Genomic DNA, 21,233 nt, shown 5'->3' on the forward strand with positions numbered 1-21,233 from the left:
TTGATTAACTCTCCAGAGAAGCGAGCCAGTTACGCCAGCCGCCGAATTCGGTAATCTCCAGCGCGTGCGTCAGCGCGGAACCTTCACAAATAAAGCCTTTCACCACGCGACCATCGGCAAGCGTGAGGCTGCCAATGCCTAGGGGTTGTGGGATCTCGGCCACGAATTCGCCAAAGCGCGCCAGGGGGATATCCCAGAGCTCGACGGCGATGGCGGCGCCCTGTTCCGCCCGCATCAGTCCCGGCTTTTTGACCGGGCCATCCAGCAGGGCAAACAGGCGATACTGGCTGGCCGTCTGGGTCTCTTCTACCCGGACGGCCTGGCGTTGCGTGAGCTGAAAGTTAAGTGGCATGCCGGTCAGGTGCGCGCCCACCACTGCAATGCGAACGTGGTCGCTGGAAAGGGGAAGCGGCGCAGGCTCAGCGGGTTGGGCCTTGCCAGTGGCGCCGCGCGGCAGGGCCATAGCCTGCTGCCAGCGCAGGCCAAACTGCGCCAGCGCGCGGTCATGCCAGGCGGGGGCGATGAGCGTAATGCCCGCGGGCAGATCGTCGTTTCTGAAAGGGGCGGGCAGCGCCAGTGCGGCAAGATCGGCCAGATTGGTAAAGTTGGTGTAAGTACCAAAATGTGAGTTGTAAATCACCGGCTCCTGCTGCATCTCATCCAGGGTATAGATCGTGGGGGACGTGGGCACGACCAGCGCATCAAACGGCGCCAGAGCCTGCTGAATCTGGCGCGCCAGCCGGGCGCGCAGGTATTCGGCCTCAAAGGCCTCGACGGCACTGTATTTCAGACCCGTCGAGATAATGCTGTGCACCACCGGATCCATCTTCTCCGGGTGGTTGAGCATCTCGCCTACGGCAGCGGTACGCTCCGCCACCCACGGGCCGTAGTAGAGCTGTTCGGCGAGCTGCGTGAAGGGGGTGAAATCAATCGGATGCAGCGTGGCGCCGCTGTCCTGCAGTGCGGTCAGCGCGGCGTCCCAGGCCGCTTCGGCAGCCGCATCATCAAAAAACACGGGGGCGGCAGGAATCGCGAAATCAGGATGGGATTTCATGCCCGCGGGCGCCGTACGAGGATGAACGCGCGAGTAGGCATCCTGAGCATCGTATCCTCCCGCCAGGCTGGCGACGCGAAACGCATCGTCCACCGTCAGCGCAAAGACGGAAATCGTGTCGTTCAGGCGGCAGGCAGGAACGACACCGCGCGCAGACAGCCAGCCCTTGGTCGGTTTCAGACCGACAATATTGTTGAAACCGGCGGGCACCCGGCCTGAACCGGCGGTATCGGTACCCAAAGAGAACGCCACCAGCCCTCGAGCCAGTACCGAGGCCGATCCCGAACTGGAGCCGCCGCTTACAAAGTCCGTGTCAAAGGTGTTACATACCGCGCCGTAAGGTGAACGTGTACCGACCAGTCCGGTAGCAAACTGGTCGAGGTTAGTTTTCCCCATCACCACCGCGCCCGCCGCTTTAAGCTGTGCCACCACAAAGGCATCCTCGGCGGCGATATAACGGAATGCAGGGCAGGCTGCCGTTGTCGGCCAGCCAGCCACGTCAATGTTATCTTTCACGGCAAAGGGAACACCGAACAGTGGAAGGGCATCCGGATCCTGCTGGTAACGTGCCAGGAGCGGCTCAGTTTGCGCCATTAACTGGGCGGGAGTGGCAAGACAGATCCACGCATTATCGTCTGGATCCAGCTCAGAAAGGTGTTCAGCCAGCAGCGTGTGAACCTGCTCCGGGTGTTGCCGAACGCGTTGCTGCCAGTCATTAAGGGTCAAACCGAATGTCGAAGCCATGCAGTGAATTCCAACAGGTATACAAGATGGGATTCAACAGAGCAAAGGACGTGCCAGAATTTTAATGCCATGAATCAATGAGATAATTCGAACAGCCATAAGAAGATGTGATGATAAAACGCACAGTTGTCGCGCAGGCAGTGTGACATCAGGGTGCGTTAAAGCGGTGCGAAGGTAAATTTTGTGAAGAACATGGCAAGAGTGGCTTCCCCTGGTTAGCATGAATAACGTCTGGCACAGAGCCAGCGCCCAGCAACAGAGGAGATTTACGTGGAGAAGTGGCGTAACTGGATGATAGGGATCTGCCTGGTCAGCACGGCCGGCAGCGCATGGGCTGATTCGCTTGATCAACAACGGCAACGATATCAACAAATTAAGCAGGCCTGGGACAGTAATCAGATGGCAACAGTTGAACAGCTGTTACCGACGCTACAGGATTATCCGCTTTATCCTTATTTAGAATACCGTCTGCTGGCGCAGGACCTGGACCAGGAAACCAGCCTGGCAGTACAAAATTTTATTCAAAAGTATCCGACTTTACCGCCAGCGCGCTCGCTGAAAACGCGTTTTGTTAACGTACTGGCGCATCGTCAGGACTGGCAAGGCGTGCTTAACTTCAGCCCCGACGAGCCCACGCCGGTGCAGGCACGTTGTAACTGGTACTATGCCAAATGGTCAACCGGAAAGCAGCAGGCGGCATTTGACGGTGCCAAAGCCATTTGGCTGCGCGGCACGGCCCTGCCGAATGACTGCGATAAGCTCTTCTCCGTGTGGCAGGCCAGCGGTCAGCTTTCTCCCATCACTATTCTTGAACGTATCCGCCTGGCAATGAAAGCGGGCAATGACAGCCTGGTCAGCTATCTGGCCAAAACGCTGCCTGCCGATTACAAGACGATGTCGGATGCATTACTGGCGTTGCAGAAAGATCCTCAGTCCGTCACGACCTTTGCCAACAGCGTGGGCGCAACCGACTTCACGCGCCAGGCCACGATTTTTGCCTTTACCCGCGTTGCCCGTGCCGATATGGAAACAGCCCGTAGCCTGATCCCTGAGCTGGTGCGCGCGCAAAAAATGGGGCCAGAAGATGAGCAGGCGCTGAAAGAGATTGTCGTCTGGCGGATGATGGGCAGCGATCTGACCTCCGAGCAGGCGCGCTGGCGCGATGCGGTGGTGATGAACAGCGAATCGACCGCGTTAGTAGAACGGCGGGTGCGCCTGGCGCTGAGTGAAAACGATCGTCGTGGCCTGAACACCTGGATTGCGCGTCTGCCGGTTGAAGCGAAAGAGAAAGACGAGTGGCAGTACTGGCAGGCCGATTTGCTTTATTCAAAAGATCGCAAAGAAGAAGCCGATGACATTCTGCGTAAGCTGATGAAAGAGCGCGGTTTTTATCCTATGGTTGCCGCACAACGTTTAGGGGTGGACTATCCTCTTCAGGTCGATGCGGCACCCAAACCTGACGCGGCAACCACCCAGGGGCCAGAACTCGCACGCGTGCGTGAGCTGATGTACTGGGGCATGGACAATCTGGCACGCAGCGAGTGGGCCAACCTGATCGGCAGCAAAACCCATGTCCAGCAGCAGATGCTGGCGCGCTACGCAAGCGAACAGGACTGGTGGGATCTGAGCGTACAGGCCACGATCACCGCGAAAATGTGGGACAGCCTGAAGGAGCGTTTCCCGCTGGCATGGCAGGATCTGTATAAGCAGAACACCCAGGGTAAATCCATTCCGCAGAGTTATGCGATGGCGATTTCCCGTCAGGAAAGTGCATGGAACCCGAAAGCCCGTTCCCCGGTGGGTGCCAGCGGACTGATGCAGATTATGCCGACGACCGCAACACACACCGTGAAGATGTTTAGCATCCCGGGCTATGTGAACGCGTCTCAGCTGTTCGATCCGCAGACCAACATTCAGATCGGGACGCAATATCTGGAGTATGTTTATCAGCAGTTTGATAAGAACCGGATATTCGCCTCAGCGGCTTACAATGCCGGCCCGGGACGCGTACGGACCTGGCAAGGCAGTACAGCAGGCAATCTCAACGCCGTCGCCTTTATCGAAACCATTCCGTTTTCGGAAACCCGGGGTTACGTGAAGAATGTGCTGGCCTATGATGCGTACTACCGCTACTTCCTGGGTCAGCCGGACAAGATCCTGTCCGATGCTGAGTGGAATCGCCGCTACTAGCTGTGTTAAGCTTCCGTACTCTTTAGCGAGTACGGAAGCCTCTCATGAATCAACCCTCTGTGCCATCCACGACTGACCCGGCTACGGACGCGCACTGGCTGCGTTTTGTTGAGCTGATGCAACAGGCTTTTGCGGATAACCAGGCGCTGCCGCTGTTACAGCTGATGACGACGCCAGATGAACGAGAGTCCTTTGGTACACGCTTGCGTATCATTGAATCGCTGCTGAATGGCGACATCAGCCAGCGTGAACTGAAAAACGAACTGGGCGTGGGCATTGCCACGATTACCCGCGGATCAAATAGCCTGAAAGAGGCGCCTCCGGCACTGAAGCAGTGGCTGGAAGCACACCTGACGCGTCGCTGATTACTGCTGATAGAACGGATGGGTTAGCGGGCAGAGCGCCAGTATCAGAGCCTGGTGGTAAACGCTGGAGCGGCTGAGCAGGCCCTGGGTCAGGGTGCCGATTGCGCCGCCTTTGTGCTTAATATTGTCGATGCCGGTGAGGCGCGCCATCTCCTCACCCAGTTCGCGTCCTTCACGTAAACCGGCCATCACCACCGGCGGCAGGGTAAAACTGGCCGAACGTGACTCTCCCCGCTGTTTCTGGTTTTCCACCACCATCCAGGCAAAAGCGCACTCTTCTTCAATTCCGGCTTCAATCGCCACCCAGAAGTCGGCTTCCGGACGAACCTGACGGGCATTCATCACGCGCTGGCGTGCGCCAGTTCGCGTTTCGAGGTTGGTTAAAGGCTGTGCCGCAACGCCGCTCTCGACCTCGACCCCTTCGATATGGCAGGATCCCTCGCCGAAAACGTCGTTGAATGCCTGAGCAATCGCACGAATCTTCGCTGGATTGATGGTAGCTGCGACAACATGGTACATAATTAATTGAACCCTCAGGTAATTAAGGCGATTTTGGTCGCAGTATAACGGAAACTAAGCATGCTACAGGTCTATCTTGTTCGTCACGGTGAAACGGTATGGAATGCAGAACGTCGCATTCAAGGGCACTCCGACAGTCCGCTGACGGAAAAAGGTGAGCAACAAGCCCGTCAGGTCGGTGAACGCATCAAAAGCGCCGGTATCACGCATATTATTTCCAGCGATTTAGGGCGCACCCGGCGCACCGCTGAAATCATTGCCGATGCCTGTGGTTGTGATATCACTTTCGACCCGCGACTGCGGGAGCTGAACATGGGCATACTGGAAAAACGATTGCTAGATGAACTGAGCCCGGAAGAAGAGGGCTGGCGTGCTTCGCTGGTGAACGGCAGCGAGGGCGGCCGCATTCCTCAGGGCGAATCCATGACGGAACTGGCGCAGCGTATGCAGGAGGCACTTAATGCCTGCCTGGCGCTGCCGGCAGGGAGCCGCCCGCTACTGGTCAGCCACGGCATGGCGCTGGGCGTGCTGGTCAGCACCATTCTGGGACTACCGGCCTATGCCGAACGTCGCCTGCGCCTGCGCAACTGTTCGATTTCCCGCGTTGATCATCAGCAGAGCGCATGGCTGGCACAGGGTTGGGTCGTGGAAACGGCGGGTGATATTGCCCACCTCGACGAACCCGCGATGGACGAGCTTCAGCGTTAATCGATGATGCCGTCATTACGGCGGCATCACACCAGGTATTAACGGCGAATCGGGATCAGATATTCACAACGAATCTCTGTAGGCGGTTCGCTGCGCTTTTTACCGCCGTGGGTAATAAAGCGCTCGATGTCCTGCCCCATGCGGCGCGTCAGGCCCAGCGTCGGCATGCAGGTACCGTATAACAACAGAATAAACTCCTGAAGTTCAACGCGCGGACCGCTGTAGTTGAACTGAACGTAATCCCCGGCTTCAAGAATGACCTTCTGGCCCGAATGCATATTGGTCGCGCTGTCGGTTGGCACGGCTGTGGTGTACAGAATCTCCTGCTCATCGTCTTTTTCATGACTGGCACGGACCTGGTGCAGACCGTAGAGCACGGGCGGAACCGTATCCGTTTCCAACAGAAACTGTTTCCAGAAATGGACACGCATTTCATCGCGGTAGCTGGAAATTTGTTCCAGGGTACAGGTGTAGCTCTGTGTCTGTCCCACCAGAACGGTCTCCGGCAGGGTGACGAACTGCGATTCCGGCTGCTGATCGTTTCCTAACCGAATGGGTGGGCGAATACCAAATGAATTCCAGTCAGACGAGCGGCGATACCATGCAGGTGTTTGATTAAACTGCTTTTTAAAGGCTCGTGTAAAGGTCTGCTGTGAATCAAACCGATACTGCAAAGCAATATCGAGAATCGGGCGGCTGGTCAGGCGAAGTGCCACCGCGGCTTTGGAAAGACGTCGTGCCCGGATATAGGCGCCAATGGCGTGTCCGGTAACGTCTTTAAACATCCGTTGTAGATGCCATTTAGAATAACCGGCTTTAGTGGAAACGTTATCCAGTGAAAGTGGTTGATCCAAATGGCTCTCCAGCCAGGCAAGCAAATCGCGAATGATACCGGCTTGGTCCATAAAACATCCTCATACTCTGGTGGCGCAGCTAAATGAAGTCGACGAATAATAGCACTTATTGCTTTAAAGACATGTTTGGTTTTGACTGGGATGGTTGTGCTATCTACGCGGGAATTTATACCCTTTTTACGTTGGTTATTGTATCGATTGACAGTACATTACATGCTCATCTATTACATTTGCAATGGTAACTCAATGACAATACCTCGTCTCCTGCTCGTCACCTTCGCGGGTTTGCTGTTTTCCAGTCCGCTTCTGGCTGAAGAGATTGGCTCCGTCGACACTGTGTTTAAGATGTTTGGACCCGACCACAAAATTGTGGTTGAGGCATTCGACGATCCCGACGTAAAAAATGTCACCTGCTACATCAGCCGGGCGAAAACAGGCGGTATCAAGGGCGGGCTGGGATTAGCGGAAGATACATCAGACGCGGCCATTTCGTGTCAGCAAATCGGGCCGGTAGAACTGAGCGAGAAAATTGCCAAAGGCAAAGCACAGGGTGACGTAGTGTTTCGTCAGCGCACATCGCTGATCTTCAAGAAACTGCAGGTCGTGCGTTTCTTTGACAGCAAGCGTAACGCATTAATTTATCTGGCTTACTCAGATAAAGTGGTGGATGGTTCACCTAAAAATGCGCTAAGCGCCGTACCGATTATGCCGTGGCACTAAGGCAATCATTAAACGCCCGTAAGGGCGTTAAATGATTGCCAGCTTAATCCTGCAGGTCACCACAGAAACGATAACCTTCGCCGTGAATGGTGGCGATGATTTCAGGGGTATCTGGCGTGGATTCAAAATGTTTACGGATACGACGGATTGTCACGTCAACAGTACGGTCGTGTGGCTTGAGATCGCGTCCGGTCATTTTCTTCAGCAAATCAGCACGCGTCTGAATCTTGCCGGGGTTTTCGCAGAAGTGCAGCATGGCACGGAACTCACTGCGCGGCAGTTTGTACTGCTCACCGTTGGGATTGATGAGTGAGCGGCTGTTGATGTCCAGCTCCCAGCCGTTGAACTTATAGCTTTCAACCTGGCGACGCTCTTCATTGGGTAAAGGCAAATTCATGGTGCGCAACAGCAGGTTACGTGCACGAATAGTTAATTCGCGTGGGTTAAACGGCTTAGTAATGTAGTCGTCTGCACCAATTTCCAGCCCAAGAATTTTATCGACTTCGTTATCGCGTCCGGTCAGGAACATCAATGCGACATTGGCTTGCTCACGCAGTTCACGTGCCAGTAACAGGCCGTTTTTACCCGGCAGATTGATGTCCATAATAACCAGATTGACATCATTGTCGGTCAACACCTGGTGCATCTCTGCACCATCGGTCGCTTCGTACACGACATAACCTTCCGCCTCAAAAATGCTTTTGAGGGTATTGCGCGTGACCAGTTCGTCTTCAACGATGAGAATGTGCGGGGTCTGCATGTTTAGCTACCTAATTTTGCCAACTAAATTGAAAACAGGGCGTACAGCGGTTAGGTGCTCTCCAGTGCGGAGAACGGCAAGCTTTGCTGAACCGTTGTACAAAAGTAAATTTTGATAAGCTTTTATCAAGGTCAACAACCGTATTCGCCAGCCTGCCGGGGTAAAAATTCCATGCCCTGCGGAATAATAATTTGAAACACATACTAACTGTATTAACAGCAACCTAACAGCAATAACAACAACTGGTAAGCATAAAAACAACGCTTCGTTGACTTATATCAAATGCAATTGTAGCACGTTAACATTTCTGTGAAAAACATCTCAAAAAATAGCGTGCTGGCTGACATTACGTCTCATTTTTGTCCCCGCCAGCCCGGCTTATCACTAAATATGATGTTAGAAACTTACTATTACAGTGGACTGAAATGAAAGGCTTTTATTTTGAAGGTTTTGATAATGTGCACTTTATGATAAAAAGGCGCGCTCCGGCCTTTTTTAACGTGTTTTAACATGTATGTCAGAGTCTTAACATGACCACCTATATCCCTCAATAAAGCAGGTGCGTGTTACACTAGCAGCGTGCACATTTACTGATGGAATGATCATGCTTTTTCCTCTTATCCTCGTCTCACCTGCCCGGGCAGAAAATATTGGCGCGGCGGCGCGTGCCATGAAAACCATGGGCTTTAATGAAATGCGTATTGTTGCCAGTGATGCATGGCAGGATCCGGCCGCCCGCCGCGTAGCTCATGGCGCAGGTGATATTCTGGACAGGATAAAAACCTTTGATACGCTGGCCGAAGCGCTGGCAGACATCGACTTTTCCGTCGCCACGACCGCGCGAAGTCGGGCCAGGTTCCGCTATTATGCAACGCCGCAGCAGGTGGAAGCGCAACTGCGGGAAAAACGTCAGTGGGTAAACAGCATGGCATTGGTATTTGGCCGTGAAGACAGCGGGCTGACCAATGAAGAGCTGGAGCAGGTTGACCTGCTCACCGGCATTCCAATGGCAAACGATTATCCTTCACTGAACCTGGGGCAGGCCGTTATGGTTTACTGTTACCAGCTGTCGGCGCTCAATCAGGTGGCTGCGCCTGTCGCCCCAGCGGCCGATGGTCAGCAGCTCCAAGCCCTGCGCCAGCGGTTTGAACAGTTACTGAGCCGGTTAGAGGTGAGTGACGACAATAAAATGGCCGACTGGATTAATCAGCGTATTGGCCTGTTAGAGCAGCGCGACAGTGCGATGTTGCACCGTTTGTTGCATGACGTGGAAAAAAAGCTGGCAGATAAATCCTCGGGTTAAGCGTGACTATACAGTCACAGATGTTAACGAAATGCGGTATAACAAACGATTCACCAGGCTTTTTTTGTTTAACAGCATGCTAAACATTGTGGTCTGTATTTGCGCAACGGATAAAACCGTTGACTTAATGTGCGCTTTGCTTTACTTCTTGACGCAGACGGACAATCAATGACAGACAGAAAAAATAAATCTGAATGCGTAATCACAGCCTGAACACCACAATTATTACCACCACCATTACCATTACGATCGGTAAAGGGGCGGGCTGACGCATCCAGGAAAAACAGAAAAGAAGCCCGCACCTCACGAGTGCGGGTTTTTTTTTGACTCAAAATCAGGAGAGTTGACATCATGCGAGTGCTGAAATTCGGTGGGACCTCGGTTGCTAATGCAGAGCGTTTTCTGCGCGTGGCCGATATTCTGGAAAGTAATGCGCAACAGGGACAGGTTGCCACCGTGCTTTCTGCGCCCGCTAAGATTACCAACCATCTGGTCGCGATGATCGAAAAAACCATTAGCGGTCAGGATGCGCTGCCGAATATCAGTGACGCGACGCGCATCTTTGCGGAGCTGCTGCAGGGGCTGGCCGAGGCGCAACCCGGTTTCGACTATGACGGGCTTAAAAGCCGCGTAGACAGCGAGTTTGCTCAGCTTAAACAGGTGCTGCACGGGATCAGCCTGTTGGGACAGTGCCCTGACAGCGTCAACGCCGCGATGATCTGTCGTGGTGAGAAGCTCTCGATTGCGATTATGGAAAAGCTGCTTGAGGCACGAGGTTATGGCGTCAGCGTTATCGATCCGGTCGAGAAGCTGTTAGCCATCGGCCACTATCTCGAGTCTACCGTGGATATCGCAGAATCAACCCGCCGCATCGAAGCCAGTAAAATTCCGGCTGAAAATATGATCCTGATGGCCGGTTTTACCGCCGGTAATGAGCGGGGCGAGCTGGTGGTGCTGGGCCGAAACGGTTCCGACTACTCTGCTGCCGTGTTGGCGGCTTGTCTGCGTGCCGATTGCTGCGAAATCTGGACCGACGTAGACGGGGTTTATACCTGTGATCCCCGTCAGGTGCCGGATGCCCGCCTGCTCAAATCCATGTCATACCAGGAGGCGATGGAGCTCTCCTATTTCGGGGCGAAAGTCCTGCATCCACGGACTATCGCGCCTATCGCCCAGTTCCAGATCCCTTGCCTGATTAAAAACACGGCCAATCCGCAGGCCCCAGGTACGCTGATCAGCGCCAATGGTGAACAGGATGAATTCCCGGTTAAGGGCATCACCAACCTGAATAATATGGCGATGTTTAACGTGTCTGGCCCGGGGATGAAAGGCATGGTGGGCATGGCCGCCCGCGTGTTCGCGACCATGTCACGCACCGGGATTTCAGTGGTGTTAATCACCCAGTCTTCTTCTGAATACAGCATCAGCTTCTGTGTTCCTCAGAGCGAGCAGGCGCGAGCGCGCCGTGTGCTGGAAGACGAATTCTATCTTGAACTGAAAGATGGATTGCTGGATGCGCTGGACGTTATCGAAAATCTGGCGGTGATCTCGGTTGTAGGGGATGGCATGCGCACCCTGCGCGGGATTTCAGCGAAATTCTTCTCTGCCCTGGCGCGCGCCAATATCAACATTATCGCTATCGCTCAGGGATCGTCTGAACGCTCTATTTCGGTCGTGGTCAATAATGATGACGTCACCACGGGCGTGCGCGTCGTGCATCAGATGCTGTTTGCCACCGACCAGGTGATTGAGGTTTTTGTGGTGGGCGTCGGCGGAGTCGGCGGCGCCCTGCTGGATCAGCTGCATCGCCAGCAGACGTGGCTTAAACAAAAGCACATCGATCTCCGCGTTTGCGGCATTGCGAATTCCCGGGCGCTGTTAACCAACGTGCACGGTATCGATCTCAGCGACTGGAAAGGCGAAATGGCGCAGGCCAAAGAGCCGTTTAACCTGGGGCGCTTAATTCGCCTGGTTAAAGAGTATCATTTACTGAATCCGGTGATTGTGGACTGTACCTCGAGCCAGGCGGTTGCCGACCAGTACGCAGATTTTCTGGCGGAAGGTTTTCACGTGGTCACGCCGAATAAAAAGGCCAACACCTCGTCGTGGGAATACTATCAGAAGATGCGTGTGGCGGCGGCGGGATCGCGTCGTAAGTTCCTGTATGACACTAACGTCGGCGCGGGTTTACCCGTCATTGAGAACCTGCAAAATCTGCTCAATGCAGGCGATGAGTTGATCAGGTTCTCTGGAATTTTATCAGGATCGCTATCCTATATTTTTGGCAAGCTGGATGAAGGTGTATCGCTGTCAGAAGCGACCAGGATGGCACGCGAGATGGGCTTTACCGAGCCCGATCCTCGCGATGATCTCTCAGGTACGGATGTCGCGCGCAAGCTGCTGATTCTGGCGCGTGAAGCGGGGCATTCGCTCGAAATGAGCGACATTGAAATCGAACCCCTGCTGCCCGCGCATCTGAATGCCATCGCCGATGTCGACCAGTTTATGGCGCAGTTACCCGAAGCCGATGCGGCGATTGCAGCCAGGGTGGAACAGGCACGTGCTGAAGGCAAAGTGCTGCGTCTGGTTGGCGTGATCGAAGAGGGCGGGGCATGTAAAGTGAAGATCGATGCGGTTGACGGTAACGATCCGCTTTTCAAAGTCAAAAATGGCGAAAACGCGCTGGCCTTTTACAGCCGCTATTATCAGCCGATTCCGTTAGTATTGCGCGGATACGGTGCAGGAAACGATGTGACAGCTGCGGGCGTGTTTGCCGATCTGCTGCGCACACTGTCATGGAAGTTGGGAGTGTAATGATGGTAAAAATTTATGCGCCGGCCTCAATCGGTAACGTCAGCGTGGGTTTTGACGTGCTGGGCGCGGCGGTATCGCCAGTGGATGGTACATTGCTGGGTGACTGCGTGTCGGTCGAGGCGGCCGACAGCTTTAGCCTGAGCAATGCGGGACGTTTTGTCAGTAAGCTGCCCAGCGATCCCAAAGAGAACATCGTCTATCAGTGCTGGCAGCGTTTTTGTGAAGCGATTGGCAAAACCGTACCTGTAGCGATGACGCTGGAAAAAAATATGCCGATCGGCTCCGGCCTCGGCTCCAGCGCCTGCTCCGTGGTGGCTGGCCTGATGGCGATGAATGAATTTTGTGGTAACCCGCTTGATGACACTCAGCTCCTGACCCTGATGGGAGAACTGGAAGGGCGCATCTCCGGTAGCGTACATTACGATAATGTCGCGCCCTGCTTCCTTGGCGGTATTCAGCTGATGCTGGAAGAAAACGGCATTATCAGTCAGGCCGTACCCGGATTTGACGACTGGCTGTGGGTTATGGCCTATCCGGGTATTAAAGTCTCGACGGCGGAAGCGCGGGCGATTTTACCTGCGCAGTATGCAAAGCAGGACTGCATCAAACACGGTCGTCTGCTGGCAGGCTTTGTTCACGCCTGTCATACGCGCCAACCCGCGCTGGCGGCTAAACTTATGCAGGATGTCATTGCTGAGCCTTATCGTACTCAGCTGTTACCGGGCTTTGCCGAGGCTCGCCAGGCCGCGCAGGATATTGGCGCGCTGGCCTGTGGAATATCGGGCTCCGGCCCCACGCTATTTGCCGTTTGCAACCAGATGGAAACGGCGCAGCAGATGGCCGACTGGCTGAGCCAGCACTATCTGCAGAACGATGAAGGCTTCGTCCATATCTGCCGTCTTGATACGGCTGGCGCACGTAAACTGGGATAACGCATGAAACTCTACAACCTTAAGGATCATAACGAGCAGGTCAGCTTCGCCCAAGCGGTGAAACAAGGTCTGGGTTCACAGCAAGGGCTGTTTTTTCCGCTCGAACTGCCGGAATTTGAACTGACCGACATCGATGCCATGCTGGAAATGGATTTTGTTACCCGCAGCAGTAAAATCCTTTCAGCCTATATCGGGGATGAAATCCCGGCAGCGCACCTGACTGAACGCCTGAAAACCGCGTTCACCTTCCCGGCGCCGGTTAAGGCCGTCAGCGACGACATTGCCTGCCTGGAGTTGTTCCACGGCCCGACGCTGGCGTTCAAAGATTTTGGCGGCCGCTTCATGGCGCAGATGCTGTCATACGTCAGCGGGTCGGATGAGCAAATTACCATTCTGACGGCGACGTCCGGCGATACCGGTGCTGCCGTGGCTCACGCCTTTTACGGTATGGAGAATGTGCGTGTTGTCATCCTCTATCCGCAGGGGAAAATCAGCCCGTTACAGGAGAAGTTGTTCTGCACGCTGGGCGGCAACATCGAAACCATTGCGATTGACGGCGATTTTGACGCCTGCCAGTCGCTGGTTAAGCAGGCGTTTGACGATCAGGCGCTGAAAAAGGCGATCGGCCTGAACTCCGCTAACTCGATTAACATCAGCCGCCTGCTGGCGCAGATTTGCTACTACTTTGAAGCGGTTGCCCAACTGCCGCAGGAGAAGCGTAATCAGCTGGTGGTCTCCGTGCCAAGCGGAAACTTTGGTGATTTAACGGCCGGCCTGCTGGCGAAATCACTGGGTCTGCCGATTAAACGCTTTATCGCCGCGACCAACGCCAATGATACGGTGCCACGTTTCCTGGGCAAGGGTGAATGGCAGCCTAACGCCACCGTGGCGACGCTGTCGAATGCTATGGACGTTAGCCAGCCAAACAACTGGCCGCGTGTGGAAGAGCTGTTCCGCCGTAAAACCTGGCGTCTGAGCGATCTGGCTTACGGTGCGGTAACGGACGATGTTACGCGTGAAGCGATGCGCGAGCTGGCGAAGCTGGGTTACGTCTCTGAGCCGCATGCGGCAATTGCCTGGCGTCTGTTGCGTGACCAGCTGCAGGAAGGGGAGTTTGGTTTATTCCTCGGAACGGCCCATCCGGCTAAGTTCCTGGAGAGCGTGGAAAGCATTCTGGATCAGAAACTGGCATTGCCTGCCGAGCTGGCTGAGCGCGCGGATCTGCCCCTGCTGTCGCATCAGATGGGCGCAGATTTTGCCCAACTTCGGGCGTTTCTGCTCAAGTAATGCTCTGTCAGTCAGGATGAGGTGGGCTGACCACCTCATCGCTTTTGCAGGGCTAATGCGTCGGGCTGTTGTTACTGTTCGGCGCGTTTAAACACCATCTCATTCTCACGGCTTTCCTCAGCCGCAAAAGCATAGCCATCCACGTCGAACCGCGTAAGCTGCTCTGGCTTCGTCAGGCGATTCTGAATGATGTAACGGCTCATCAGTCCCCGCGCTTTTTTCGCATAGAAACTGATCACTTTGAATTTGCCATTTTTCTCATCCAGAAAGACCGGTTTAATCAGGCGCGCCTGCAGTTTCTTGGGTTTGATGGCTTTGAAGTACTCATCGGAAGCCAGATTAATCAGCACGTCATCGCCCTGACTGGCCAACGCGTCGTTCAGTTTTTCCGTTAACAGATCGCCCCAGAAGCTGTAGAGATCCTGACCGGCCGGGTTAGCCAGTTTGATGCCCATTTCCAGCCGATAGGGCTGCATTAAATCCAGCGGCCGCAGCAGGCCGTAAAGTCCGGACAGCATACGCAGATGCTGCTGGGCAAAGTCGAAATCTTGCTCGCTAAACGTCTCGGCCTGTAAACCGGTATAGACATCACCTTTAAACGCCAGAATAGCCTGACGGGCATTCTTCAGATTGAAATCCGGCTGCCAGCTGTTAAAGCGGTCAGCGTTTAAGTGTGCCAGCTTGTCGCTAATGCTCATCAGTGAAGCGACCTGTGCCGGCGAGAGCTTACGCGCAATTTCAATCAGCTGTTGTGACTTTTCTAACAGCGCGGGCTGGGTAAAACGCTGCGTCGTCAGGGGGCTTTCATAATCAAGCGTCTTGGCAGGAGAAATCACCATCAACATCGTCGCTTCCTCAATGAGTCCCTTTTTTTAAGGGGTTAGCCTGTAATTGTTGCCTGCGAGTGTAGCAAAAAAGCCGCAAGGATCGGCAAATCACTCCTATTTGTTCGCGCTATCGTAAACGGCATTCCCTGACCTTGCACCACCGTTACCGCGTGATATTATCCCAACAGCCTTTTATCACCCTGACAGTTAACTAAGAGAAAAAACATGACGGACAAACTGACCTCCCTGCGTCAACTGACCACCGTAGTGGCCGACACTGGTGATATCGCAGCGATGAAGCTGTATCAGCCTCAGGACGCAACGACCAACCCTTCTCTGATTCTCAATGCTGCTCAAATCCCTGAATACCGCAAACTGATTGATGAAGCGATCGCCTGGGCGCGTCAGCAGAGCAGCGATAAAGAACAACAGCTGCAGCTGGTATCCGACAAGCTGGCCGTTAACATCGGTCTGGAAATTCTTAAGCTGGTGCCGGGCCGTATCTCCACCGAAGTAGATGCTCGCCTTTCTTATGACACCGAAGCCAGCATTGCCAAAGCTCGCAGCCTGATTAAATTGTACAACGATGCCGGTATCAGCAACGATCGTATCCTGATCAAACTGGCCTCCACCTGGCAGGGCATTCGTGCAGCAGAGCAGCTGGAAAAAGAAGGTATCAACTGTAACCTGACCCTGCTGTTCTCCTTCGCTCAGGCGCGTGCCTGTGCTGAAGCGGGTGTTTACCTGATTTCGCCGTTTGTTGGCCGTATCCTCGACTGGTACAAAGCGAACACGGATAAGAAAGAGTACGCGCCACACGAAGATCCTGGCGTGGTGTCCGTGTCTGAAATCTACGATTACTACAAGCAGCACGGTTACGAAACCGTTGTGATGGGCGCCAGCTTCCGTAACGTCGGTGAGATCATCGAACTGGCCGGTTGTGACCGTCTGACCATTTCGCCTGCGCTGCTGAAAGAGCTGGCGGAGAGTGAAGGCACACTGGAGCGTAAGCTGAGCTACAAGGGTGAAGTTAAAGCGCGTCCGGCTAAGATGACAGAATCCGAGTTCCTTTGGCAGCACAATCAGGATCCTATGGCTGTGACCAAGCTGGCCGAAGGCATTCGTAATTTTGCCATCGACCAGGGCAAGCTTGAGAAGATGCTGGCAGAAATGCTGTAATCGTTTTACCGTGGCGGCGCTGTCGCCACGGTTTTCCCTTTCCGCCACCGTTTGTTATTCTTCTTAGTACCTCCTTCCCCATGCACCGCACTGCGGTAAATCACAGCGAATATCATCATGAACACATTACGTATCGGATTGATCTCGGTTTCCGATCGCGCCGCGAACGGGATTTATCAGGATCAGGGGATCCCTGCCCTGGAAGCCTGGCTGAACAGCGCGATCAGCACGCCTTTTGAAGTGGAAACGCGCCTGGTGCCCGATGAGCAGCCCATGATAGAACAGACGATTTGCGAGCTGGTCGATGAGCGTTTTTGCCACCTGGTATTGACCACCGGAGGGACAGGTCCGGCCCGGCGTGATGTTACGCCCGATGCCACGCTGGCCGTTGCCGATCGCGAGATGCCGGGGTTTGGTGAGCAGATGCGGCAAATCAGCCTGCAGTTTGTGCCGACCGCCATTCTGTCGCGTCAGGTAGGGGTAATCCGTAAACAGTCGCTCATTCTCAATCTGCCCGGCCAGCCGAAGTCCATCAGGGAAACCCTGGAAGGCCTGAAAGACGATCAGGGCAAGATAAACGTTCCGGGCATCTTTGCGGCTGTACCTTATTGTTTACAGCTTCTGGAAGGCCCTTACGTGGAGACGCACGCGGATGTGGTAGCAGCTTTTCGCCCCAAAAGCGCTATACGTGAGATAAATAACTAAATATTTTGCTTTTCAGGAATAAGCTACAGGCTCGCTGGTGTGGTGATAAATTGACGGTATAGTAAGCGAATCTTTACAACTGTTTTCACTTTCTCTGGACGCTTATGACCACACTTGAGACACCGCGCCTGAAACCCCAGGATTACAAAACGCTGGCACTCGCGGCGCTGGGTGGCGCGCTGGAATTTTACGACTTTATTATTTTCGTCTTTTTTGCTGCCGTGATCGGCGAGATTTTCTTCCCCAGCGATATTCCTGAATGGCTCCGTCAGCTCCAGACGTTCGCCATTTTTGCAGCGGGCTACCTGGCGCGTCCGCTGGGCGGCATCATCATGGCCCACTTTGGCGATAAAGTGGGCCGCAAAAAAATGTTCAGCCTGAGTATTTTGTTGATGGCGCTGCCCACGTTGGCTATGGGCGCACTGCCTGGCTGGGACGCGATTGGCCTGGCGGCCCCCCTGTTAATGCTGCTGATGCGCATGCTACAGGGCGCGGCGATTGGCGGGGAAGTCCCGGGCGCATGGGTTTTTGTGGCGGAGCACGTGCCCTACAAACGTATTGGTATCGCCTGCGGCACGCTGACCGCCGGACTCACTATCGGCATCCTGTTAGGGTCGGTCGTGGCAACCTTAATTAATACCACCATGACCCAGCAGTCCATTCATGATGGCGGCTGGCGTATTCCTTTTTTCCTGGGCGGATTGTTTGGCCTGGGGGCGATGTATCTTCGCCGCTGGCTACATGAAACGCCGGTTTTCATTGAAATGCAGCAGCGTAAAACGCTGGCGCAGGAGCTGCCGCTGAAAACCGTAATCCTTAAACACCAAAAATCGGTCGTGATTTCGATTCTGCTGACCTGGATGCTGTCTGCCTGCATCGTGGTGGTAATTTTAATGGCGCCGGTCTGGCTGCAGAAACAGCATGGTATGGCCCCGGCGCTCACCTTAAAGGCCAACAGCATCGCGATTATCATGTTATGTATCGGGTGCATCGTTGCCGGGCTGTTGGTGGACCGTTTTGGCGCCAGTCGGACGTTGAGCCTCGGTAGCGTGCTGCTGGCATTGTGTAGCGGGATGTTCTATTCCCTCGCGCCTCAGTATCCTGATTACCTGTTTCAGCTCTATGGGCTGGTGGGTTTTAGCGTGGGCGTCGTGGGGATTGTGCCCTTTGTGATGGTACGTGCGTTCCCTGCTGAGGTGCGTTTCACCGGCTTGTCGTTCTCTTATAATCTTTCTTATGCGGTATTTGGTGGCCTGACGCCGATTTGCGTGACGCTGCTGATGAACGTTTCCACCATGGCACCCGGCTGGTATGTCATGACGCTTGCGCTGGTCGGGTTGCTGACCGGTCTCTGGCTCAGACAGGATATCAGCCATGAGCCGAATCTGTGTGACGGGATAAAACAGGCATAAACACGCACGCGGAGCCGGGCTCCGCGTGCTGCCTCGACCATTTGCTTACGCGCCGATGGGCAGAACGATCCGTCCGAAGGTTTCGTTTAGCACTTCACCTATGGCCAGGTAACAGGCGCTGGCACCGCACACCAACCCGACCCAGCCTGCGCAGGGGATCAGCGCGGGAAGATGCGCCAGGTGACCCGTCGCCAGTAACAGGAACAACAACGCCAGCGAGCCGAAAACAAACTGCAGCATCGTTGCGCTCCGCAGCGTGCCAAAGAACATAAACAGGGTAAACAGGCCCCACAGTCCTAGCCAGGCGCCTAAAAAGGTCTCATTGGCCGGTTTCGCCAGCCCCATTTCAGGCAGTAACTGAATAGCCACAAAAATCAGCCAGAACATGCCGTAAGAGGTAAAGGCCGTCAGTCCAAACGTATTATTCTTTTTAAACGCCAGCAGTCCGGCCAGCACCTGCGCAATCCCACCATAAAACATGCCCATCGCTAAAATGGTCACATCCATGGCAAACAGGCCCGTATTGTGTAGATTCAGTAAAATCGTTGTCATGCCGAATCCCATCAACCCCAGGGGGGCAGGATTGGCCAGTGTTGTCGTTGTCATCGTTCCTCAGCGGTGTTGTTAGCGTAAAAGGCGCTGCCCGCCTCAATGCAGAATAAGCGCGGCGAGCCGCATAATAGTCAGCGTATTCATAGCCGTCTTTGATCCTGGTCTGACAGGGACTGAAAATTTTTTTTCATTTAACCCTTGATGCGCTTCTAAGCGACCCCATTTACTTGTCATCGAGCGTTGTGAACGTTGTAAAAAAAAGCATGTGAGGTTGGGTTGAATGTAAACAACCTGCCCACATAAAAGGTTCACAACCCAAACTGGCAACGAATTTAAGTGGGAGATGTTTAGATGGGTAAGATTATTGGTATTGACCTGGGTACAACCAACTCTTGTGTTGCGGTCATGGACGGCACCAAAGCGCGCGTACTCGAAAACGCGGAAGGCGATCGCACCACGCCTTCGATCATCGCTTACACCCAGGATGGGGAAACTCTGGTCGGACAACCGGCTAAACGTCAGGCCGTCACTAACCCGCAGAATACCCTGTTTGCGATTAAGCGCCTGATCGGCCGTCGCTTCCAGGACGAAGAAGTGCAGCGTGATATCAAAATCATGCCATACAAAATTGTGGGTGCCGATAACGGCGACGCATGGCTGGAAGTGAAAGGCCAGAAAATGGCACCGCCGCAGATTTCTGCGGAAGTCCTGAAAAAGATGAAGAAAACGGCTGAAGATTTCCTGGGTGAGCCAGTGACTGAAGCGGTTATCACTGTTCCAGCCTACTTCAACGATGCGCAGCGTCAGGCAACCAAAGATGCCGGCCGTATCGCAGGTCTGGAAGTTAAACGTATCATTAACGAACCTACCGCCGCGGCACTGGCTTACGGTCTGGATAAAGGCCAGGGCAACCGCACGATCGCGGTCTATGACCTGGGTGGCGGTACATTCGATATCTCTATCATCGAAATCGATGAAGTTGATGGCGAGAAAACCTTTGAAGTGCTGGCAACCAACGGTGATACCCACCTGGGTGGTGAGGACTTCGACAGCCGTCTGATCAACTATCTGGTCGCGGAATTTAAGAAAGATCAGGGCATCGATCTGCACAACGATCCGCTGGCGATGCAGCGCCTGAAAGAAGCGGCAGAGAAAGCGAAGATCGAGCTGTCTTCTGCGCAGCAGACCGATGTTAACCTGCCGTACATCACGGCGGACGCAACCGGTCCTAAGCACCTGAACATTAAAGTGACCCGTTCTAAACTGGAATCACTGGTTGAAGATCTGGTTGCTCGCTCTATCGAGCCGCTGAAAGTGGCACTGCAGGACGCCGGACTGTCAGTTTCTGACATCAACGATGTCATCCTGGTCGGTGGTCAGACACGTATGCCACTGGTTCAGGCGAAAGTGACCGAGTTCTTTGGTAAAGAGCCACGTAAAGATGTGAACCCGGACGAAGCGGTTGCCGTAGGTGCTGCGGTACAGGGCGGTGTGTTAGGTGGTGATGTTAAAGACGTTCTGCTGCTGGACGTGACCCCGCTGTCGCTGGGTATCGAAACCATGGGTGGCGTGATGACATCGCTGATCAGCAAGAACACCACCATCCCAACCAAGCACAGCCAGGTGTTCTCGACGGCAGAAGACAACCAGTCTGCCGTAACGATTCACGTGCTGCAGGGTGAACGCAAGCGTGCCAACGACAACAAGTCTTTGGGCCAGTTTAACCTGGACGGCATTCAGGCTGCGCCACGCGGTATGCCGCAGATTGAAGTGACCTTTGACATCGATGCGGACGGTATCCTGCACGTGTCGGCGAAGGACAAAAACAGCGGTAAAGAGCAGAAGATCACCATTAAAGCGTCTTCCGGCCTGAACGAGGACGAGATTGCGAAGATGGTTCGTGATGCTGAAGCGAACGCAGAATCTGATCGTAAGTTCGAAGAGCTGGTGCAGACCCGTAACCAGGGTGACCAGATCGCGCACAGCACACGTAAGCAGCTGGATGAAGCGGGCGACAAGCTGTCAGCTGATGATAAAGCGCCTATCGAAGCTGCACTGAGCGCGCTGGAAACTGCGCTGAAAGGCGAAGATAAAGCAGAGATCGATGCCAAAATGCAGGCGCTGATGGAAGTGTCCAGCAAGCTGATGGAAGCGGCACAGCAGTCTCAGGCAGGTGCAGCGGATGCCCACGATGCGTCAGCGAAGAAAGATGACGACGTGGTTGATGCTGAATTCGAAGAAGTGAAAGACAATAAGAAATAATTGCCCCTGACCGGGCGCGACGGTTGCCCTGACAGCCGTTGAAACC

19 protein-coding genes and 1 other annotated feature are annotated in these 21,233 nt (G+C 54.3%); of the genes, 13 read left to right on the forward strand and 6 right to left on the reverse strand.

The window, feature by feature from the left end; all coding sequences use genetic code 11:
- Positions 1-4: 4 nt before the first annotated feature.
- Positions 5-1,798 (reverse strand): allophanate hydrolase, encoded by a 1,794-nt coding sequence (atzF, locus tag DFO57_RS08600; RefSeq protein ID WP_019106394.1) that lies wholly within the window; start codon positions 1,796-1,798, stop codon positions 5-7.
- Positions 1,799-2,068: 270 nt separating this feature from the next.
- On the opposite strand from atzF, the gene sltY reads away from it, so the two are divergent.
- Together sltY and trpR are read left to right on the forward strand one after the other, a co-directional pair.
- The gene (gene sltY / locus DFO57_RS08605; RefSeq protein WP_013024542.1) at positions 2,069-3,988 is read left to right on the forward strand and encodes a murein transglycosylase; all 1,920 of its coding nucleotides are present in this window, start codon (positions 2,069-2,071) and stop codon (positions 3,986-3,988) included.
- 44 nt (positions 3,989-4,032) lie between these two features.
- Complete coding sequence (trpR, locus tag DFO57_RS08610) at positions 4,033-4,353, forward strand: trp operon repressor (RefSeq protein WP_013024543.1); 321 nt, start codon at positions 4,033-4,035, stop codon at positions 4,351-4,353.
- On the opposite strand, the gene yjjX is transcribed toward trpR, so the two are convergent.
- Positions 4,354-4,872, reverse strand: a complete 519-nt coding sequence (gene yjjX, locus DFO57_RS08615) for an inosine/xanthosine triphosphatase (protein ID WP_013024544.1) — start codon at positions 4,870-4,872, stop codon at positions 4,354-4,356.
- A 60-nt stretch (positions 4,873-4,932) separates the two neighbouring features.
- Here yjjX and gpmB point away from each other — a divergent pair, with 60 nt between their 5' ends.
- Positions 4,933-5,580, forward strand: a complete 648-nt coding sequence (gpmB, locus tag DFO57_RS08620; RefSeq protein ID WP_014606621.1) for a 2,3-diphosphoglycerate-dependent phosphoglycerate mutase GpmB — start codon at positions 4,933-4,935, stop codon at positions 5,578-5,580.
- Between the two features lie 38 nt (positions 5,581-5,618).
- Here the strand turns inward: gpmB and robA are convergent, their stop codons facing one another.
- On the reverse strand, positions 5,619-6,485 hold the full coding sequence (robA, locus tag DFO57_RS08625; protein ID WP_013024546.1) for an MDR efflux pump AcrAB transcriptional activator RobA: 867 nt from the start codon (positions 6,483-6,485) through the stop codon (positions 5,619-5,621).
- A 195-nt stretch (positions 6,486-6,680) separates the two neighbouring features.
- Between robA and creA the strand changes: the two genes are divergently transcribed.
- Entirely contained in the window at positions 6,681-7,154 is a 474-nt protein-coding gene (gene creA, locus DFO57_RS08630; protein ID WP_019106396.1) for a protein CreA, read from the forward strand.
- 43 nt (positions 7,155-7,197) lie between these two features.
- Here creA and arcA read toward each other — a convergent pair whose 3' ends face one another.
- Complete coding sequence (arcA, locus tag DFO57_RS08635) at positions 7,198-7,914, reverse strand: two-component system response regulator ArcA (protein ID WP_013024548.1); 717 nt, start codon at positions 7,912-7,914, stop codon at positions 7,198-7,200.
- 604 nt (positions 7,915-8,518) lie between these two features.
- On the opposite strand from arcA, the gene DFO57_RS08640 reads away from it, so the two are divergent.
- The 5 genes from DFO57_RS08640 to thrC all read left to right on the forward strand — a co-directional run bounded on the left by DFO57_RS08640 (position 8,519) and on the right by thrC (position 14,250).
- A complete protein-coding gene (locus DFO57_RS08640) occupies positions 8,519-9,217 on the forward strand; it encodes a tRNA/rRNA methyltransferase (RefSeq protein ID WP_014606619.1) in 699 nt (232 codons plus the stop codon).
- Between the two features lie 194 nt (positions 9,218-9,411).
- Complete coding sequence (gene thrL / locus DFO57_RS23065) at positions 9,412-9,486, forward strand: thr operon leader peptide (protein ID WP_109707012.1); 75 nt, start codon at positions 9,412-9,414, stop codon at positions 9,484-9,486.
- Positions 9,419-9,543: a sequence feature (Thr leader region), on the forward strand. Its footprint overlaps the gene before it by 68 nt.
- Before the next feature lie 25 nt (positions 9,544-9,568).
- Entirely contained in the window at positions 9,569-12,031 is a 2,463-nt protein-coding gene (gene thrA / locus DFO57_RS08650; RefSeq protein WP_013024550.1) for a bifunctional aspartate kinase/homoserine dehydrogenase I, read from the forward strand.
- A 2-nt stretch (positions 12,032-12,033) separates the two neighbouring features.
- Positions 12,034-12,963 (forward strand): homoserine kinase, encoded by a 930-nt coding sequence (gene thrB / locus DFO57_RS08655; RefSeq protein ID WP_033770745.1) that lies wholly within the window; start codon positions 12,034-12,036, stop codon positions 12,961-12,963.
- 3 nt (positions 12,964-12,966) lie between these two features.
- Positions 12,967-14,250: a threonine synthase gene (gene thrC / locus DFO57_RS08660; protein ID WP_013024552.1), complete on the forward strand. Its 1,284-nt coding sequence runs from the start codon at positions 12,967-12,969 to the stop codon at positions 14,248-14,250.
- Between the two features lie 71 nt (positions 14,251-14,321).
- Here the strand turns inward: thrC and yaaA are convergent, their stop codons facing one another.
- On the reverse strand, positions 14,322-15,095 hold the full coding sequence (gene yaaA, locus DFO57_RS08665; RefSeq protein WP_014592877.1) for a peroxide stress protein YaaA: 774 nt from the start codon (positions 15,093-15,095) through the stop codon (positions 14,322-14,324).
- Between the two features lie 207 nt (positions 15,096-15,302).
- Here yaaA and tal point away from each other — a divergent pair, with 207 nt between their 5' ends.
- From tal to DFO57_RS08680, 3 genes are all read left to right on the forward strand, one after another.
- On the forward strand, positions 15,303-16,256 hold the full coding sequence (tal, locus tag DFO57_RS08670) for a transaldolase (protein ID WP_013024554.1): 954 nt from the start codon (positions 15,303-15,305) through the stop codon (positions 16,254-16,256).
- Between the two features lie 117 nt (positions 16,257-16,373).
- The gene (mog, locus tag DFO57_RS08675; RefSeq protein WP_013024555.1) at positions 16,374-16,961 is read left to right on the forward strand and encodes a molybdopterin adenylyltransferase; all 588 of its coding nucleotides are present in this window, start codon (positions 16,374-16,376) and stop codon (positions 16,959-16,961) included.
- A 104-nt stretch (positions 16,962-17,065) separates the two neighbouring features.
- Complete coding sequence (locus DFO57_RS08680) at positions 17,066-18,373, forward strand: MFS transporter (RefSeq protein ID WP_110015273.1); 1,308 nt, start codon at positions 17,066-17,068, stop codon at positions 18,371-18,373.
- A gap of 45 nt (positions 18,374-18,418) precedes the next feature.
- On the opposite strand, the gene DFO57_RS08685 is transcribed toward DFO57_RS08680, so the two are convergent.
- On the reverse strand, positions 18,419-18,979 hold the full coding sequence (locus DFO57_RS08685) for a GPR1/FUN34/YaaH family transporter (RefSeq protein ID WP_110015274.1): 561 nt from the start codon (positions 18,977-18,979) through the stop codon (positions 18,419-18,421).
- A 297-nt stretch (positions 18,980-19,276) separates the two neighbouring features.
- On the opposite strand from DFO57_RS08685, the gene dnaK reads away from it, so the two are divergent.
- Positions 19,277-21,187, forward strand: coding sequence for a molecular chaperone DnaK (gene dnaK / locus DFO57_RS08690; RefSeq protein WP_013024558.1), 1,911 nt, complete (start codon positions 19,277-19,279; stop codon positions 21,185-21,187).
- The last annotated feature ends 46 nt before the right edge of the window (positions 21,188-21,233 follow it).

Source organism: Pantoea sp. AG702 (assembly GCF_003182295.1).
In the GTDB taxonomy this organism is placed as follows: domain Bacteria; phylum Pseudomonadota; class Gammaproteobacteria; order Enterobacterales; family Enterobacteriaceae; genus Pantoea; species Pantoea ananatis.

Coding starts and splice junctions, on each gene's coding strand:
- tal (WP_013024554.1), top strand. CDS start 15,303: ATGACGGACAAACTGACCTCCCTGCGTCAACTGACCACCGTAGTGGCC.
- atzF (WP_019106394.1), bottom strand. CDS start 1,798: ATGGCTTCGACATTCGGTTTGACCCTTAATGACTGGCAGCAACGCGTT.
- creA (WP_019106396.1), top strand. CDS start 6,681: ATGACAATACCTCGTCTCCTGCTCGTCACCTTCGCGGGTTTGCTGTTT.
- yaaA (WP_014592877.1), bottom strand. CDS start 15,095: ATGTTGATGGTGATTTCTCCTGCCAAGACGCTTGATTATGAAAGCCCC.
- thrA (WP_013024550.1), top strand. CDS start 9,569: ATGCGAGTGCTGAAATTCGGTGGGACCTCGGTTGCTAATGCAGAGCGT.
- DFO57_RS08680 (WP_110015273.1), top strand. CDS start 17,066: ATGACCACACTTGAGACACCGCGCCTGAAACCCCAGGATTACAAAACG.
- gpmB (WP_014606621.1), top strand. CDS start 4,933: ATGCTACAGGTCTATCTTGTTCGTCACGGTGAAACGGTATGGAATGCA.
- thrB (WP_033770745.1), top strand. CDS start 12,034: ATGGTAAAAATTTATGCGCCGGCCTCAATCGGTAACGTCAGCGTGGGT.
- DFO57_RS08640 (WP_014606619.1), top strand. CDS start 8,519: ATGCTTTTTCCTCTTATCCTCGTCTCACCTGCCCGGGCAGAAAATATT.
- thrC (WP_013024552.1), top strand. CDS start 12,967: ATGAAACTCTACAACCTTAAGGATCATAACGAGCAGGTCAGCTTCGCC.
- dnaK (WP_013024558.1), top strand. CDS start 19,277: ATGGGTAAGATTATTGGTATTGACCTGGGTACAACCAACTCTTGTGTT.
- yjjX (WP_013024544.1), bottom strand. CDS start 4,872: ATGTACCATGTTGTCGCAGCTACCATCAATCCAGCGAAGATTCGTGCG.
- DFO57_RS08685 (WP_110015274.1), bottom strand. CDS start 18,979: ATGACAACGACAACACTGGCCAATCCTGCCCCCCTGGGGTTGATGGGA.
- robA (WP_013024546.1), bottom strand. CDS start 6,485: ATGGACCAAGCCGGTATCATTCGCGATTTGCTTGCCTGGCTGGAGAGC.
- arcA (WP_013024548.1), bottom strand. CDS start 7,914: ATGCAGACCCCGCACATTCTCATCGTTGAAGACGAACTGGTCACGCGC.
- trpR (WP_013024543.1), top strand. CDS start 4,033: ATGAATCAACCCTCTGTGCCATCCACGACTGACCCGGCTACGGACGCG.
- mog (WP_013024555.1), top strand. CDS start 16,374: ATGAACACATTACGTATCGGATTGATCTCGGTTTCCGATCGCGCCGCG.